The organism is Streptomyces mesophilus, from assembly GCF_011044995.1.
In the GTDB taxonomy this organism is placed as follows: Bacteria; Actinomycetota; Actinomycetes; order Streptomycetales; family Streptomycetaceae; genus Streptomyces; species Streptomyces mesophilus.
In genome coordinates this window covers 1-14,851 of the sequence record NZ_JAAKZW010000211.1, presented here as the reverse complement: position 1 = coordinate 14,851, position 14,851 = coordinate 1, and the positions used below count along the sequence as shown (strand labels likewise).

The 14,851-nt window shown below is 71.2% G+C and carries 10 protein-coding genes; 5 read left to right on the top strand and 5 right to left on the bottom strand.

Going from position 1 to position 14,851, the window contains the following annotated elements:
• Positions 1-392 precede the first annotated feature (392 nt).
• The 4 genes from G6045_RS32645 to G6045_RS32630 all read left to right on the top strand — a co-directional run bounded on the left by G6045_RS32645 (position 393) and on the right by G6045_RS32630 (position 4,774).
• Positions 393-1,844, top strand: coding sequence for a Cys-Gln thioester bond-forming surface protein (locus tag G6045_RS32645; RefSeq protein ID WP_165335788.1), 1,452 nt, complete (start codon positions 393-395; stop codon positions 1,842-1,844).
• A gap of 175 nt (positions 1,845-2,019) precedes the next feature.
• Complete coding sequence (ettA, locus tag G6045_RS32640) at positions 2,020-3,684, top strand: energy-dependent translational throttle protein EttA (RefSeq protein ID WP_165335787.1); 1,665 nt, start codon at positions 2,020-2,022, stop codon at positions 3,682-3,684.
• Positions 3,684-4,130 carry an acyl-CoA thioesterase gene (locus G6045_RS32635; RefSeq protein WP_206344488.1) on the top strand — a complete coding sequence of 149 codons (447 nt, stop codon included), beginning with the start codon at positions 3,684-3,686 and terminating at the stop codon, positions 4,128-4,130. Before ettA ends, G6045_RS32635 begins: the two co-directional genes overlap by 1 nt.
• Positions 4,127-4,774 carry a hypothetical protein gene (locus tag G6045_RS32630; protein ID WP_165335786.1) on the top strand — a complete coding sequence of 216 codons (648 nt, stop codon included), beginning with the start codon at positions 4,127-4,129 and terminating at the stop codon, positions 4,772-4,774. The genes G6045_RS32635 and G6045_RS32630 overlap by 4 nt, the downstream gene beginning before the upstream one ends.
• 150 nt (positions 4,775-4,924) lie before the next feature.
• Here G6045_RS32630 and G6045_RS32625 read toward each other — a convergent pair whose 3' ends face one another.
• The 4 genes from G6045_RS32625 to G6045_RS32610 all read right to left on the bottom strand — a co-directional run bounded on the left by G6045_RS32625 (position 4,925) and on the right by G6045_RS32610 (position 12,424).
• Entirely contained in the window at positions 4,925-5,896 is a 972-nt protein-coding gene (locus tag G6045_RS32625) for an ABC transporter ATP-binding protein (protein WP_165335785.1), read from the bottom strand.
• A complete protein-coding gene (locus G6045_RS32620; protein WP_165335784.1) occupies positions 5,893-8,607 on the bottom strand; it encodes an ABC transporter permease in 2,715 nt (904 codons plus the stop codon). The genes G6045_RS32625 and G6045_RS32620 overlap by 4 nt, the downstream gene beginning before the upstream one ends.
• A 1-nt stretch (position 8,608) precedes the next feature.
• Positions 8,609-11,827: an FtsX-like permease family protein gene (locus G6045_RS32615; protein ID WP_165335783.1), complete on the bottom strand. Its 3,219-nt coding sequence runs from the start codon at positions 11,825-11,827 to the stop codon at positions 8,609-8,611.
• Between the two features lie 192 nt (positions 11,828-12,019).
• Positions 12,020-12,424: a globin gene (locus G6045_RS32610; RefSeq protein ID WP_165335782.1), complete on the bottom strand. Its 405-nt coding sequence runs from the start codon at positions 12,422-12,424 to the stop codon at positions 12,020-12,022.
• 288 nt (positions 12,425-12,712) lie between these two features.
• On the opposite strand from G6045_RS32610, the gene G6045_RS32605 reads away from it, so the two are divergent.
• Entirely contained in the window at positions 12,713-13,648 is a 936-nt protein-coding gene (locus G6045_RS32605) for a methyltransferase domain-containing protein (protein WP_328707986.1), read from the top strand.
• 137 nt (positions 13,649-13,785) lie between these two features.
• Here the strand turns inward: G6045_RS32605 and G6045_RS32600 are convergent.
• Positions 13,786-14,851, bottom strand: a 1,066-nt coding sequence (locus tag G6045_RS32600; RefSeq protein ID WP_165335780.1) for an FHA domain-containing protein, incomplete at its 5' end; no start/stop codon positions are given.

The window sequence follows — 14,851 nt, the reverse complement described above, 5'->3', positions numbered from 1 at the left end:
GGGGAGTGCGGAGCCTCAGTTCGAGCGGGAGCCGGGCAGTGAGGCCGGGGGTGCTCCGGAGGGATTCCTGCCGGACCGGGAGCCGGAGCCGGCTTTCTGAGGTGTACGGGGTGGAGCGGCCGGAGCGTTCACAGGATCTGCACCGGCCCTCCGCAGGGCCTGACGATCAGCGGCCATGGTCGGAGAGTGGCAGTAAGTCACCGCAGGGCAGGGGGAGTTGGGCGGGGATTTGTCGATAAGGACAGGTCGCGGGGGTTACCGGCGATAACAATTGCGCGTCGGAAGGCTTATCGGACCGCATGACCGGGATGCGTGATGCTGCACATCCCTAGGATGCCGGGCGTAGCTCACGGGGCAGTTGAGGTTGAGTCTGCTGGCGGGACCGTCCCCCCATGTGTTCATGGGTCCTGCCCGGAGGGGAAGTTCGCTTGTTTGCGTCGCGCACGTCGTTCGTCGTCCGTCACCGGGGGGCCGCCCGCCTCGCTGTGACATTGCTCGTCCCCGGGCTGCTCGCGGCCGGAGCGTTGGCCGGTGCGTCAGGGGCCGCCGCCGAGGAGAACCCTCAGCTGCCGGGTGGTGCGACCGCCACCCTCGGCGGTCTGGAGACCTACGGGCAGGCCGTCATCCGTGAGGACGGGGAGGAGCGGGCGATACCGGCCGGGCTCTTCGAGATGTCCGTCGACGGCGGCGGCATGCTCAAGACGTACTGCATCGATGTCGACAGCCCGACGCAGCAGGACGCGAAGTACCAGGAGACGCCCTGGAGCTCCACCTCGCTGAGCGCCAACAAGCAGGCGGGGAAGATCCGTTGGATCCTGCAGCACTCGTATCCGCAGGTGAACGATCTCGACGAGCTGGCCCGCAAGGCGGGCGCCGAAGGGCTGACCGAGGCGGATGCCGCGGCCGGCACCCAGGTGGCGATCTGGCGCCACTCGGACGCCGTCGACGTGTCCGCGACCGATCCGCAGGCGGAGCGCCTCGCCGACTACCTCGAGAAGAACGCCCGGAACATGAGGGAGCCGAAGGCCTCCCTGATCCTCGACCCGCCGGCCGTGTCCGGGCGGTCCGGTGAGCGGGTCGGTCCCGTCACGGTGCGCACCGATGCGCACAGCGTCACCGTGAACCCGCCGACGGACGCGGCGGCGAGCGGCGTCAAGGTCGTGGGCGAGGACGGCAGGCCGGTGAGCTCGGTGGCCGACGGCAGCGAGCTGTACTTCGACGTGCCCAAGGGCGCGGCCGGGAAGGCGGCGCTCACCGTGCAGGCATCGACGAGCGTGCCGGTCGGCCGGGCGTTCGTCTCCGACACCGGGAGCCAGACGCAGATCCTGGCCGGATCCAGTGAGTCGACGGTGTCGGCGACGGCGACGGTGAACTGGGCGGAGAAGGGCGCGATCCCCGCGCTGTCCGCCGAGCGCAACTGCGCCGAGGGCGGGCTCGACATCACGGCCGCCAACCGGGGCGAGAAGGACTTCACGTTCTCGCTGATGGGTTTCGAGCACACCATCGCGGCGGGAGAGTCGCGCACGGTGACGATCCCGTTGCAGGAGGACCAGGCGTACGACTTCACGATCACGGGTCCGAACGGATTCGCGGAGCGTTTCAAGGGCGTCCTCGACTGCCGTACGAAGGCATCGGGCCCGGCCGCCAACGAGATCGCCCCGCAGTCCGCCCCGAGCCCGGCGACGGCCGGCGGTACGGCGGCCCGGACCCACGACCTCGCGGAGACGGGCAGCTCGAACGCGACGCCGGTCATCGCGGGGGTTGCGGTGGGGTTCTTGGCACTGGGCGGCCTGGTGGTCTTCCTGCTGCGCCGCAAGGACGGGGCGGAGGAGTCCGGGGAGTGACCGTCCGACCTGGCTCAAGGGTGGCCGATGGCGACAGCTGGTGACGGATCGGCTACAGCGGTGATCCAAGAAGGGCCAGGTCACAGGGGACCGCCCATACCGGTTTCCTTCGGAGGGTGGCCGTCAGGCAAGATGGGATGTATCTGCCCACTTCCAGTTTGCCGGACGGTTTCTCTTGGCTGAGTTCATCTACACCATGCGCAAGACGCGCAAGGCGCACGGCGACAAGGTGATTCTTGATGACGTCACCTTGAACTTCCTGCCCGGCGCGAAGATCGGTGTGGTCGGTCCCAACGGTGCGGGTAAGTCGACCGTGCTGAAGATCATGGCCGGCATCGAGCAGCCGTCCAACGGCGACGCCTTCCTGTCGCCCGGTTACAGCGTCGGCATCCTCATGCAGGAGCCCCAGCTCGACGAGTCCAAGACCGTTCTGGAGAACGTGCAGGACGGCGCCGCCGAGATCATGGGCAAGCTCAAGCGCTTCAACGAGGTCGCCGAGCTCATGGCGACCGACTACAGCGATGCGCTCATGGAGGAGATGGGCAAGCTCCAGGAGGATCTGGATCATGCGAACGCATGGGATCTGGATGCCCAGCTGGAGCAGGCCATGGACGCCCTCGGGTGCCCTCCCGGCGACTGGCCCGTCACCAACCTCTCCGGCGGTGAGAAGCGCCGCGTCGCCCTGTGCCGGCTGCTCATCGAGGCGCCCGACCTGCTGCTCCTCGACGAGCCCACCAACCACCTCGACGCCGAGTCGGTGAACTGGCTGGAGCAGCACCTGTCGAAGTACGCGGGCGCCGTGGTGGCCGTGACCCACGACCGGTACTTCCTGAACAACGTCGCCGAGTGGATCCTCGAGCTCGACCGCGGCCGCGCCCTGCCCTACGAGGGCAACTACTCCACGTACCTGGAGAAGAAGGCGACCCGTCTCAAGGTCGAGGGCCGCAAGGACGAGAAGCGCCAGAAGCGGCTCAAGGAGGAGTTGGAGTGGGTTCGCTCCAACGCCAAGGGGCGGCAGACCAAGTCCAAGGCGCGTCTTGCCCGTTACGAGGAGATGGCCGCCGAGGCGGAGAAGATGCGGAAGCTGGACTTCGAGGAGATCCAGATTCCGCCGGGCCCGCGGCTGGGCTCGATCGTCGTCGAGGTCAACAACCTCTCCAAGGCCTTCGGTGACAAGGTCCTGATCGACGACCTGTCCTTCACGCTGCCGCGCAACGGCATCGTCGGCATCATCGGCCCGAACGGTGCGGGCAAGACCACGCTGTTCAAGATGATCCAGGGCCTGGAGACGCCGGACTCCGGCGCCATCAAGGTCGGCGACACGGTCAAGATCAGCTATGTCGACCAGAGCCGCGGCAACATCGACCCCAAGAAGACCCTGTGGGCCGTCGTCTCCGACGAGCTCGACTACATCAACGTCGGCCAGGTCGAGATGCCGTCGCGCGCGTACGTCAGCGCCTTCGGCTTCAAGGGCCCGGACCAGCAGAAGCCGGCCGGTGTGCTCTCCGGTGGTGAGCGCAACCGCCTGAACCTGGCGCTGACCCTCAAGGAGGGCGGCAACCTGCTCCTCCTCGACGAGCCGACGAACGACCTCGACGTCGAGACCCTGTCGAGCCTCGAGAACGCACTGCTCGAATTCCCGGGTGCGGCCGTGGTCATCTCCCACGACCGCTGGTTCCTCGACCGGGTGGCGACGCACATCCTCGCGTACGAGGGCGACTCCAAGTGGTACTGGTTCGAGGGCAACTTCGAGTCGTACGAGAAGAACAAGATCGAGCGGCTCGGCCCGGACGCGGCCCGTCCGCACCGCGCCACCTACAAGAAGCTGACCCGCGGCTGATGGCTCGCCACGTATACGCCTGCCCCTTGCGCTGGGCGGACATGGATGCGTACGGCCACATCAACAATGTGGTCTTTCTTCGGTATCTCGAAGAAGCGCGCATCGACTTCCTGTTCCGCCCGGACAAGGACTTCCAGCAGGGGTCGGTCGTGGCACGCCATGAGATCGACTACAAGCGGCAGTTGGTGCACCGGCATCGTCCGGTGAGCATCGAGCTGTGGGTCACGAAGATACGAGCGGCTTCGTTCACGATCGAGTACGAGGTGAAGGACGAGGACGCCGTGTACGTACGGGCCTCGACCGTCATCGTGCCGTTCGACTTCGAGGCACAGCGGCCGCGGCGGATCACCGCCGAGGAGCGGGAGTTCCTCGAGGAGTACGCCGATGACACCGGTGAGAACAAGGACGGCAAGGACATCAAGGAAGCAGAGGCCGTCGCGGCATGACCCTGCTGCCGCTGGCCGCTGAGGGGGAGGCGGCGTCGCTCGCCGCCTTCCTGCAGCGGCTCCTCAAGTACGACCGGGCCGCCGCGGTCCGGTTGCAGGCCGCGGGGGAGGCGCTCGCCGTTTTCGGGCGGGCGCCTGCGCTGGATGTCGTGGTCGTACGGGTCGTCGCGCTGGCCGAGCCCGCCGAGCTCGACCGTACGGTCTCGGCGGGCGAGCTCCTCGAGGCCGTCGAACCCGCGGCGGTGACCGTCCCTGCCGCTGTGACCGGGCCCGCGTGGGCCGGGATGCTGCCGCCGCGCGGTGGCTGGCGCAAGCAGGAAGGGCTGCCGGAGAGCGGGCCGTTGGGGCTTGCGGTGCAGGCGGCGGTCGGTGAGTTCAAGGTGCGGGTCGAGGAGCTTCCCGAGGACAAGCGGACGCGTGGTGAACTGGACCGGATCGGGGCGGAGATCTGGGGGCGGAGGCTCGGGTCCACTGCGCTTCCGTTGCGGGCCGCGCATGCGGCGTATGTCTTCGGTCTGCTGCGGCCCGAGGCCTCTGCGGATCTGCTGACGGCCGGTTCGTGGTTGCGGTTGCGTACGCCGTACGGGTCGGTTGCCTTGCGCAAGGCGGGCGGGTTGCCTGGCCTCGGGGTCACGCCCCTTTAGCGGTACGGGGGTTGGGGCGCCGAGTTCGTCGGTTCGGGGCGGGTTTTTCTTCCCCCACCCCGCCGCTTCCCGAAACCGGGGCTTCGCCCCGGGCCCCCGCATCCGAACTTCGTTCGGATCTGCTCAATCGCCGCAGGGGCTGAAGGCGGACTAAGTAGCCGAATCGTCCGGCCACACCCCGATGTGATCCGGCTCCAGCTCCAGCGCCACCCGGTCCCGCATACCCAGCGTCTGGGTGTACTCGGCGGGGAGCTGGAGGCGGCCGGCGCGGTCGAGCATGGCGTACTCGCGGGCGATCAGGTGCTCCTCGCCCGTGGTCTCGTCCACCCGCGTACGCCGCAGGACCTCCGTGGACGTGCGGCCGTCGCGGATCGCGACCGTGCGGCGGACCTCCGTGGCCACCGTCTGGTCGTGCGTGACGATCACGATCGTCGTGCCGAGCTCCTCGTTGGCCGCGCGGAACGACTCGAAGATCATGCGCCCGGTCGCCGAGTCCAGCTCACCGGTGGGTTCGTCGGCGAGCAGCACCTCGGGATCGTTGGCGAGCGCCACGGCGATCGCGACCCGCTGCTGCTGACCGCCGGACAGCTGGGCGGGCCGGCGGTCGCGCAGCTCGCCCACGCCGAGCAGCTCGAGCAGTTCCTCGGCCCGCGCCGCCTTCTTCGCCCTGCTGCGCAGGTTTCGGCCCCCGCGCAGCTGCATCGGAAGGGCCACGTTCTGGGCCGCGGTCAGATACGGCAGCAGATTGCGCGCCGTCTGCTGCCAGACGAAACCGACGATCTCGCGGCGATAGCGCAGCCGCTCCTTGGCGCCCATCGACAGCAGATCGCAGTCCGCCACCTTCGCCTGGCCCGCCGTGGGCTCGTCGAGGCCGGCGAGGATGTTCATCAGCGTCGACTTGCCGCTGCCGGACGCGCCGACCAGAGCCATCAACTCGCCCTTGGTGACGAGCAGATCGAGGCCCTGGAGCGCCTGCACCTCGACCCCGTCGGCCGTGAAGATACGGACCAGACGGTCGCAGGAGATCAGCGCGTCATGCCCGTACGCGGGCCGGTCGCGGTGGCTCGCGGCCCGCTGCTCCAGCTCCGCGAGGGTCACCGCGGTCGTCTCGGAAGTGGTCATCGCGAATCTCCAGCCCTGAGTTCGGTGAGGGAGGTCTGCCGTGCCGTCCACCAGGCCTGTACGAGGGCGACCGAGACGGCGAGCAGCACCACCCCGCCCGCGGGCACCAGCAACGACCAGGGATCCATGCGCAGTTGTACGTCGCCGAAGACATCGGCCTGTGCGGCGAGTGCGATCTGGCCGAGTTCGAGCCCCGGCGCGAGCAGCTCCATCGCGGCGACGGCGACCAGCGCACCGCCGACCGCGGCGAGCAGCGCCTGCGGCAGCGCTTCGAGAACGAGCAGCCGCCTCGCCTGCCCCTTGCCGAGGCCCATGGTGCGCAACCTCGCGACCAGCGCGGTGCGTTCCGGCGCGGACTGAAGGAGCGAAAGCAGCACGGCCAGGACTGCATAGCCCGCTCCGGCCGCCACCGCGAAGCCGTACACCGTCTCGGCGCCGCTCTGCAGCGGGGAGTCGGCCATGGCGGCGCGTTCCTCGGTGCGCTGCTCGAAGGCGATGGAGTCGCCCGCGGTGGCCACCGCCTTGCGCAACTTCGCCGGATCGTATCCGCTGCCCGTGGCGAACAGCGCGCTGTCGTCGGCGTCCGGCAGCCGGCCCGCGTCGACCAAAAGGAAGTCCGCCCCGAAACTCGCGGGCGTCGTCTCGCGCACCCCCGTCACCTTTGCTGTGAAGTCGCCCGCCGGGGTGCGCAGGGCGTTCTCGCCGCGGCCGAGCCGCTCGGCGACCTTCGGTGTGGCGAGCGCGGGCAGTGCGCCGGAGCCGGGGCCCTTCAACTCGCCCGGGGAGAAGGCGCCCAGACCGGTGCGCGCGGACAGCCGTGCGTAGGACTCGGGGTCCACCGCGATCAGCGTGATCTCCTTGCCGCCGTCGGGCATCCGCATATTGGCGTCGACGTAGACGGGGCTGACCTCGCGGATGCCGTCGAGGGCGCGCAGTCGTCCGGCGAGTTCCTTCGGCAGCGACTTGTTGGGCTGCGCGTTGACCCGTACGTCCGCGCCGACCGCCTGGAGCGCCGCCTCGTCGCGCGCGTCGGCGATCCCGGCGATCACCGAACCGCCGAAGGCCGCCGTGGTCAGCGCCACGAGCAGCGCGAGCAGCGGCAGCGCCTGCGCGGCCGAGGTGCGTCCGGCCCGCGCGAGCGACAGGAAGCCGATCGCCCCGCGCCGGCGCATCAGGGGACGGCCGGCGATACGGATGGGCAGCGGATAGAGCCGTACGAGAAGCAGCGCGGCGATCAGGGCCACCATCACCGGAGCGGCGCTGACCAGACCGTCCGCGTCCTCGCTGCCGCGCCGGCGCAGGGCCACCACGGCGCCCACGGCCAGGACGAGGGCGGTCAGTTCGGCGATCGTGCGGCGCGGTGAAGGCCTGGCCGCGACCAGGTCCTCGCGCCCGCCGTGGGCGCGCAGCCGCAGATGGCCGACGACCGCACGTACCGGAAGAGCCGTCACCGCGATCAGCGCCACAAGGCTCGCGCCGACGACCGAGGGGACGAGCCGGCCCTCGGGCCTGACCAGGGTCGCGAGCCACCAGCCGAGCGCGGCGGCGGGCACGGCGACCACCGCGGTCTCGGCGCAGATCCGGCCGGTGATCCCGCGCACCGAACCGCCGCGGGCGCGCAGCAGGGTGATCTCGCCGGTGCGCCGGGCCGCGGTGAGCGCGCCGGTCATCAGGAGGACGACGAGGGCGACGGCGCCGATGCCGTATACGGCGACGGATACCACCGGGGTGATCGCCTCGCGCGCGGCGATGAACTGGGCGAGGAGGGAGTCGAGTTCCGTGCTCACCGAGAGGGCCGAGGAGCCGGTGACATAGCTCAGCCGGGACAGCGCCGGCCCGTTCTCCAGCGAGGCCACACCCTCCTCGATGCCCGGCAGATCGCCGCTCTCGAGGCTGTCGAGGACGAGCGGAATCCGCCAGTAGAGATGCGGCTTGGGGTCGAGCGCCACCAGGAACGCCGAGGACTCGGGCGCAAGCAGCAGGCCCGCGAGCCAGTACTTCGCGGGGGTCGGGGCCGGCGGGCTGAGGGCGATGGCGGGGGTGCGCAGCGTGGGGTCGAAGGACCAGTAACTCCCCTGAGGGTTGCGCGGCTCGACGAATCCCGTGATCTTCACGCCCACCGGCTCGCGGCCCTCGGCGGGGAAGTGGATGACCGAACCCAGCTTGATCTTCAGGGCCTTGGCCGTCGCCACGGTCACCGCGGCTTCGGCCTGCCCGCTGGTGGACGTGCCCCCCTTGCCCTGCGGCAGCCGGCCCTCGACCACCCGCGCATGCCGGTCGACCCCGGCCTGCGTGGAGATCACGAACTCCGCGGGCTTGCCTTCCGGCCGTGGCAGCCAGGGATCGAGTGCCTTCTTGGGACGGTTCGTCTGGGCGCCGTAAGAGACCTCGGAACGGTCCGGAGTGAGCGGATGCTTCAGCTCCTCGAGGATGCCCGGCAGCGCCTGGCGGATGACCTCGGGATCGACCTGCTGGGGGTACGCGGACTCGTAATCGCTGCCGACGGCCACGTCGACCTCGATCCCGTTGCGGTCCACCCCCGCCTCGACCAGCTGCGTGCGCAGGCCCTGTGTCTCGTACGTGTCCACGGCACGCGGAAACACCGCCGCCAGGAACGCGGTCACGAGGACCAGGAGCGCCAGCGCCGCCGACGGTATGGGGGCGGCCTTCAGACGGGTCCGCACCCAGGGGGCAACAGCCTTGGCCCGCATATCAGTTGCCCCCTTCGTGGCGTAGCGAGACCACCGGATCGGCCCGCCGGAGTGCGATCGCCGCGACAACGAGCAGCGGTACGGCCGCGACCGCCGCGAGCAGCAGCGCCACCCGGCCGAGCGGCAGCTCCACCAGGACCGACGGCACGGGCTTGCCCGCATCCCCGGTCAGCACGATCAACGGCACGACGGCCCGTGTCAGTACGGCGCCCAGCGCGAGGCCGACGGCCAGGGCGAGCCCGATGAGAACGCCTTGTTCGGCGGCGATCAGCCGCGCGAGCTGACGCTGTGGCGTGCCGAGGGCCCGTAGCACCGAGAACTCCGCGGCCCGCTCCCTGAGCGATCCGGCCGCACTCACCGCGAAGCCCACGGCGGCCAGGGCCGCGGCGACGAGAGCCACCGCGAGCAGCGCGGACTGCGGGCCGGCGCCGAGCGGATCGTCCCGCAGCTCCTGGGCCATCTCCGCCCGTACGAGGACCTGTTCGGGGTCGACATCGGGCCGCGCCCGCAGGGCGCCCGCGGCCTGCTCCGCCTTGCCCGGCTCGCTGGTCAGCCACCATTCGCTGGGGGTGAGCTCCGTCTCGGCCTTGGAGGCCTTCATCGCCTGAACCGCCCGCAGATCGAGCAGCACCGCGCCGCCGTTCGCGGTGCTCGTCGGCAGTTCGGGCACCACCTTGGCGATCTTGATCGGCAACGGACTGCTGGACAGCGGCAGATCGAGCGTGGCGCCGAGCTTCGCGCCGCTCGCCTTGAGGAAGCGTTCGGTCACGACGGCGGCGGGCACGGGTGGCGAGGTCCGTGCGACGGTGATCCGCACCTCCCTTACCGAAGGGCCGTCGGGGGAGGCCAACGGAGGGCTGTACGCGGCCGACAACGGTGCGTCGGACGTGCTCCCGGTCTCCAACATCGTCAGCTCGGGCAGCTCCGGCGACTCGGTGGCGCCGTCCTGCGCGAAGCCGACCCACTCGAGGCTCCCGGGCGGTGCGATCGGCTTGCCGTCGGAGCGGATCGAGGTGACCTGGAACGTGTGCTGCTCGATCCGGCCCCGGGAGGGCGGCACTTCGAGGGTGAAACCCGTCAGCGTGAACGGTCCGGTCGCGGGCAGCTCCGCACCGATGATGCGGGTGCGGCCGTCGGCGGTCACCTTTCCCAGCGGCAGGGTGCGCGTGGTGCCGTAACGGTCCTGGGCCTCGGCGCTCACCGATATGTCCCCGGTCCCGGTCGGCTTGTCGGAGCCGATCCGTACCTCGAACTCCGCCTTCCGCGCCGCGGCGGGCAAGGCCACCCCGTACGACGGTGCCTTCCGCTCCAGCAGAACGTCCCGCAGCTCCTTGCCGCTGCCCAGATCCTCGCGCAGCAGCAGATCGTCGGCCGCGTGCCGGAGGTCGAGGGCGAGGAGGTCGGCCGTGCGTTCACCGGACAGCTCCATGGTCCTGCGCACCGCGGGTGCCGCATCGCGCACTCCGGGGAGCGAGGAGTACACCTCGCCCTGGGACTCGGTGGGCACCCGCCCGCCCTGGACCCGTAGGTGCGTGCCGACATTGAAGTCCGCCTGGTCCTCCTGCGACCGGTCCCAGGACGCCCCCTGGCCGATCGCCAACATGCCCATGGCGACGGCCAGTACGAGCAGAAGGACCGGACCCGCTCCCCGCAACGGGCGCCGGCTGAGCTGCCAGCCGGCGAGGGCGCCGGGCAGGCCGCGTCCCTTGGCGGCCCGGCGTTCGCCGAGCTTCGCGGCCGGCGGGAGCAGCCGCAGCGTCAGGATCGTGCCCGCGAGCAGCGCGAGCGCGGGTGCGCCGACCAGCAGCGGGTCCACGCCGAGTTCGCCCTCGGTATCGCCGCTGAGCACACCGCCGCCGGAGGTCTGCCGGTCCAGCTGCCAGTACGCCACGGCAGCGATCGCCAGGAGGCCGACGTCCGCGCCCGCGCGGACCGGCGCGGGCAGCGACTTCATCCGGACCGAGCGGCGCATCCCGGTGAACGACAGCGCGGGTGCGACCACGGCGGTCGCACAGCCGAGCGCCACGACCAGCGCGACCAGCCACACGGCGAAGGTCGGTGCGGTCTCCAGCTCGAGACCGATGCGCTCGAGCGCGCCCTGACCGGCGAGGAGTTGCGTCAACGGGCCCGCGAGCAGCGGCGCGAGGAGGGCGGCGGGCACCGCGAGCAGCAGCGACTCGGCGGCCGAGAACCAGGCGACGCGGCCGCGGGAACCGCCGCGCGCCACGAGGAGATCCGTTTCTCCGGCGCGTTCGGAAGACAGCAGCCGTGCGACGAGCAGCAGGGCGTAGCCCGCGAGCAGGATCAGCTGGAGGGCGACGATGAGCAGCGTCGAGCGGGCCACGAGCAGGGAACGTTCGGCCCGTTCGAGCACGGTGGGCAGTTCGGTCTCCGCGGTGAGCCCCGCCGTGATCCCGGAGAGCTTCGCGAACTGCTTGCTGCCCTTCTCGGCCGCCTCCTTCAACTCCGCGATGCGGTCCACCCGTACGTCACGGAAGTCGGCGGTCGCGAGCCAGGCGCTGTCGCCGGGCGCCACACGGCTCTCGGCGAAGGTGGCGGGGTCGGTCAGCAGCGGGCCGTAGGTGGTGAAGTCGAGCTTGCGGGCACCGCGCCCGTTCAACTCGTCGACCTGCCAGTACGGATCCGTGGCGTCCTTGGGCTGATAGACGCCGGTCACCTGGACGGTCACGGGCGGGCCGTCGAGCCGGTCGGAGAGCTTCACGGGCGGGCCGCCCGGGGTCAAGTCCAGCTCCTTGGCGGCGGCTTGGGGGAGCGCCACCTGGATGGCGCCCTTGTCCGTGGCTTTCGGCCAGACGCCCTCGACGAGCCGGATCCTGGAACGGTCCAGGTCCGCGAGATGGGTGAGATACGGATCGCCCGCACGGTCCTGCGGCGCCTGGAAGGAGCGCGGCAGCGCATACGGGCTTGACTTCTCGTACGCGCGCAGGGAGACCGGCAGTCCGTCGAACACGCGCCGCGCCCCGGCCTCGACTTTCCGCTCGACCTCGGCTCTTTCCCCGGGCGTGACGTCCGTCCGTACGACCAAGGACGCCGGCGCCGCGGAACGGGTCAACAGGGAGTGGCGCAGGGCCGCATCGCCGATCGCCCCGGAGAAACCGGTGAGGGTGGCGAGCACGGACGTGGTCAGGAGGACCGCGAGCAGCGCGGCCACGAGCAGCAGCCGGTGGGCGCGCACACGCAGAAAGATGAACCCCGTCACCCGATCACCGGTCCCCGTCCCCTGGGCGGAGCCCCCGCTCCATTGCCCTGAACCGTGACTCTTTCAGGTCGAATACGGGAAGGGAAACCGCTCTCTGGCCGAATTTGACCAGATCGTGACCGCAATACGGGGAGGGAGCACCGCATTCCGGAAAGGGGAGCTTTCCCTGTCCGGTGCGCTGAGCCCCTCTGCTCAGCCCGCGGTGTTGACCATCGAGGCGGCCGCGTACGTCAGGTAGTTCCAGAGCGTGCGGTCGTGTTCCTCGGAGAGCCCGAGCTCGTCGACCGCCGCGCGCATGTGCTTCAGCCAGGCGTCATGCGCGGCCCGGTCCACCTGGAAGGGTGCGTGCCGCATCCGCAGCCGGGGATGGCCGCGGTTGTCGCTGTACGTGCGGGGTCCGCCCCAGTACTGCATCAGGAACAGCGCGAGCCGCTCCTCGGCCGGGCCGAGGTCCTCCTCCGGGTACATCGGCTTGAGCAGCGGGTCCTCGGCAACCCCCTGGTAGAAGTGGTGCACCAGGCGCCGGAAGGTCTCCTCGCCGCCGACCTGCTCGTAGAAGGTCTGCTCCTGAAGCGTGCCGCGCGGGATCTCGTTCACTCGTCCATGGTCTCAGACAGCCCGGCCGAGGACCGGGGGACTAGGACTCCTGTCCAGCGGCTCCGGCAGGCGCGGGGCCTCGCATCCGGGAGCAAATCGCAGCACAGTGGGTATATGGGTGCGCCCTTTGAGCCCGAACAGCCCGAGCCCGAGCCGGGACAATCCGAGCCCGGTCGGCCCGGTCGGCCCGGCCGGCCCGAGCCGTCCCCGCCCGAGCCGCCTCCGACTCGGCCGCTTCCGCCCGGCGGCGCGCGGGGTGATGACGATCCTGCCGCCGCGGCTGCCTCCGTGGCGCGTGCGGGCCTGGTGCGGGAGATCGAGGAGAGCGGGGCGTTCGACGGGGAGCCCCGGTGGCGGGAGGCGTTCGCGGAGGTCCCGCGGCATCTGTTCGTGCCGTACTACTACGCCTCGGTCGCCGGCGGCTACGAGCGGCTGTGGGGCGAGGATCCCAGCCCGGCGCGCAGGGCCCGCTGGCTCCAGGGGGTCTACGCGGACGCCCCGCTGGCCACCCGGGTGCGCGACGGCGATCTGGTCTCCTCCAGCAGCCAGCCCTCGCTGATGGCGAAGATGCTGGCCGAACTCGACGTCCAGGACGGGCAGTCGGTCCTGGAGATCGGCGCGGGCACCGGCTACAACGCGGCGTTGCTCGCCCACCGCCTCGGCGACGGCCTGGTCACCACGGTCGACCTCGAACCGGAGATCACCGAGGCGGCCCGCCGGCACCTGGCCCGGGCCGGCTACCGTCCGGCGGTCGTCACGGGCGACGGTGCGCGGGGCAGCGCGGCCCGTGCCCCGTACGACCGGATCATCGCGACCTGCACGATGTCGACGATCCCGCAGCCGTGGCTCGATCAGTGCCGGCCCGGGGCGCGGATCCTGGCGCCGCTGGCGACGGGGCTCATCGCCCTCGAGGTGCGCGACAGCTCGCACGCGGAGGGCCGCTTCCTGCAGACGCCCGCGTACTTCGTTCCTCTGCGCGGCGATACGAGGGATGCCGAGCGCCCCCGTTACGCGTCCTCGCTCCCGCGCCGCATCGCCCAGGACGAACTCTTCCGCTTCCTCCTCACCCTCACCTCGGGCTCCCTGGACCCCGAGGAGGCCTTCGCCCTGTGGCGGCGCGAGGCCCGGCCGACGCGGGAACGGTTCGGGGTGACGGTGGAGTCGGGTGCGGTGTGGGCCTGGCTGGATGATCCGGCGGGACCGTATGTGTGGGCGCTGGGGTAGCCGGTTTCACGCCGGACGAGCCGCACGCGCCGCGCACGCCGCGCACGCCGCACGAGCCGCACACGCGGGACGAGCCGCGCACGCCGACGCCCGGCCTCCCGTACGGCGGGAAGCCGGGCGTGCGGGACCGGCAGGGGCTAACCCCGGCGGAGCGTGATCGTCGTCCAGGCGCCCACGTGGACGCGGTCGCCGTCCTGGAGCGGGACAGGGACGTACGGCTGAATCGGTTCCTCGCCGCCGTTGACCGTCGTGCCGTTGGTCGAGTTCTGGTCGACCACCGCCCAGCCGCCGTCCGGCTGCTGGACCAGGACCGCGTGCTGGTGCGAGACGCCCGGATCCTCCGGCGGGACCGAGAGGTCGATGTCCGGGATCTCGCCCGTGGAGTGGCGGCGGCGGCCGATGGTGATCTGGTTGCCGGTGAGTCTGCGCTCCTGCTCCGGGGAGTAGGCGGGCAGGTTGAGGCTCGCCGCCTCGGGACCGCTGCGGTGCATCATCGCCATGAAGTAGTCGCGGTCCGGACCGATCACCGCCGTCCAGCCGGCCGGAGCCTGCTGCTGCGGCGCCGGGTAGCCACCGCCGGCCATCGGGTGCTGGACCGGAGGCGCGGTCTGGTGGGACGGCGGCGGCAGCATCCAGTCGTCGTCGCCCTGGGTGCCCATGGGCGCACCCGGACCGGGCGGCGGAGGGCCGGGCTGCTGGTAGCCCTGCGCGGGCGGCGGAGGCGGCGGGCCGCCCATCGGCCCGTTGGGCGCCCCCGGGCCGTGCGGTCCCTGCGGCCCGTGCGGTCCGTTCGGGCCGGGACCGCCGAACGGGCTGCCCTGACCCGGACCGCCCATGGGCCCGGAGTGGTCCGGGTGCAGGGGCTCGGCCGGGCGGTTCATCTGCGAGGGGCGCGAGCTGGTGTACTCGCCGCCGTGCTGCGGCTGCTGCGCCTGGAACCCCGGCGGCAGATTGATGCCGGGCACGGGTCCCCGCGGGGCCGCGGGGGTGTACGAGGTCGCGGTGTTGGTGAGGAAGTTCCAGCGGCATTCCTCGCAGTACGGCTCGTTCGCCTCACGCGGGGTCTGGCACTGGGGGCACAGCTGCGGCGGGGCGGCCGGCTGCGGAGCGCCGTAACCACCCTCCTGCGGGTAGCCGTAGCCACCCTGCTGGCCCTGCTGCGGGTAGCCGTAACCGGCGCCAGGAGGCGGCGGGGGCGGGGGG

Bases quoted from the DNA above. Each gene is read 5' to 3' on its own strand.
- G6045_RS32635 (WP_206344488.1), top strand. From the start codon at position 3,684: ATGGCTCGCCACGTATACGCCTGCCCCTTGCGCTGGGCGGACATGGAT.
- G6045_RS32620 (WP_165335784.1), bottom strand. From the start codon at position 8,607: ATGCGGGCCAAGGCTGTTGCCCCCTGGGTGCGGACCCGTCTGAAGGCC.
- G6045_RS32645 (WP_165335788.1), top strand. From the start codon at position 393: ATGTGTTCATGGGTCCTGCCCGGAGGGGAAGTTCGCTTGTTTGCGTCG.
- G6045_RS32630 (WP_165335786.1), top strand. From the start codon at position 4,127: ATGACCCTGCTGCCGCTGGCCGCTGAGGGGGAGGCGGCGTCGCTCGCC.
- G6045_RS32625 (WP_165335785.1), bottom strand. From the start codon at position 5,896: ATGACCACTTCCGAGACGACCGCGGTGACCCTCGCGGAGCTGGAGCAG.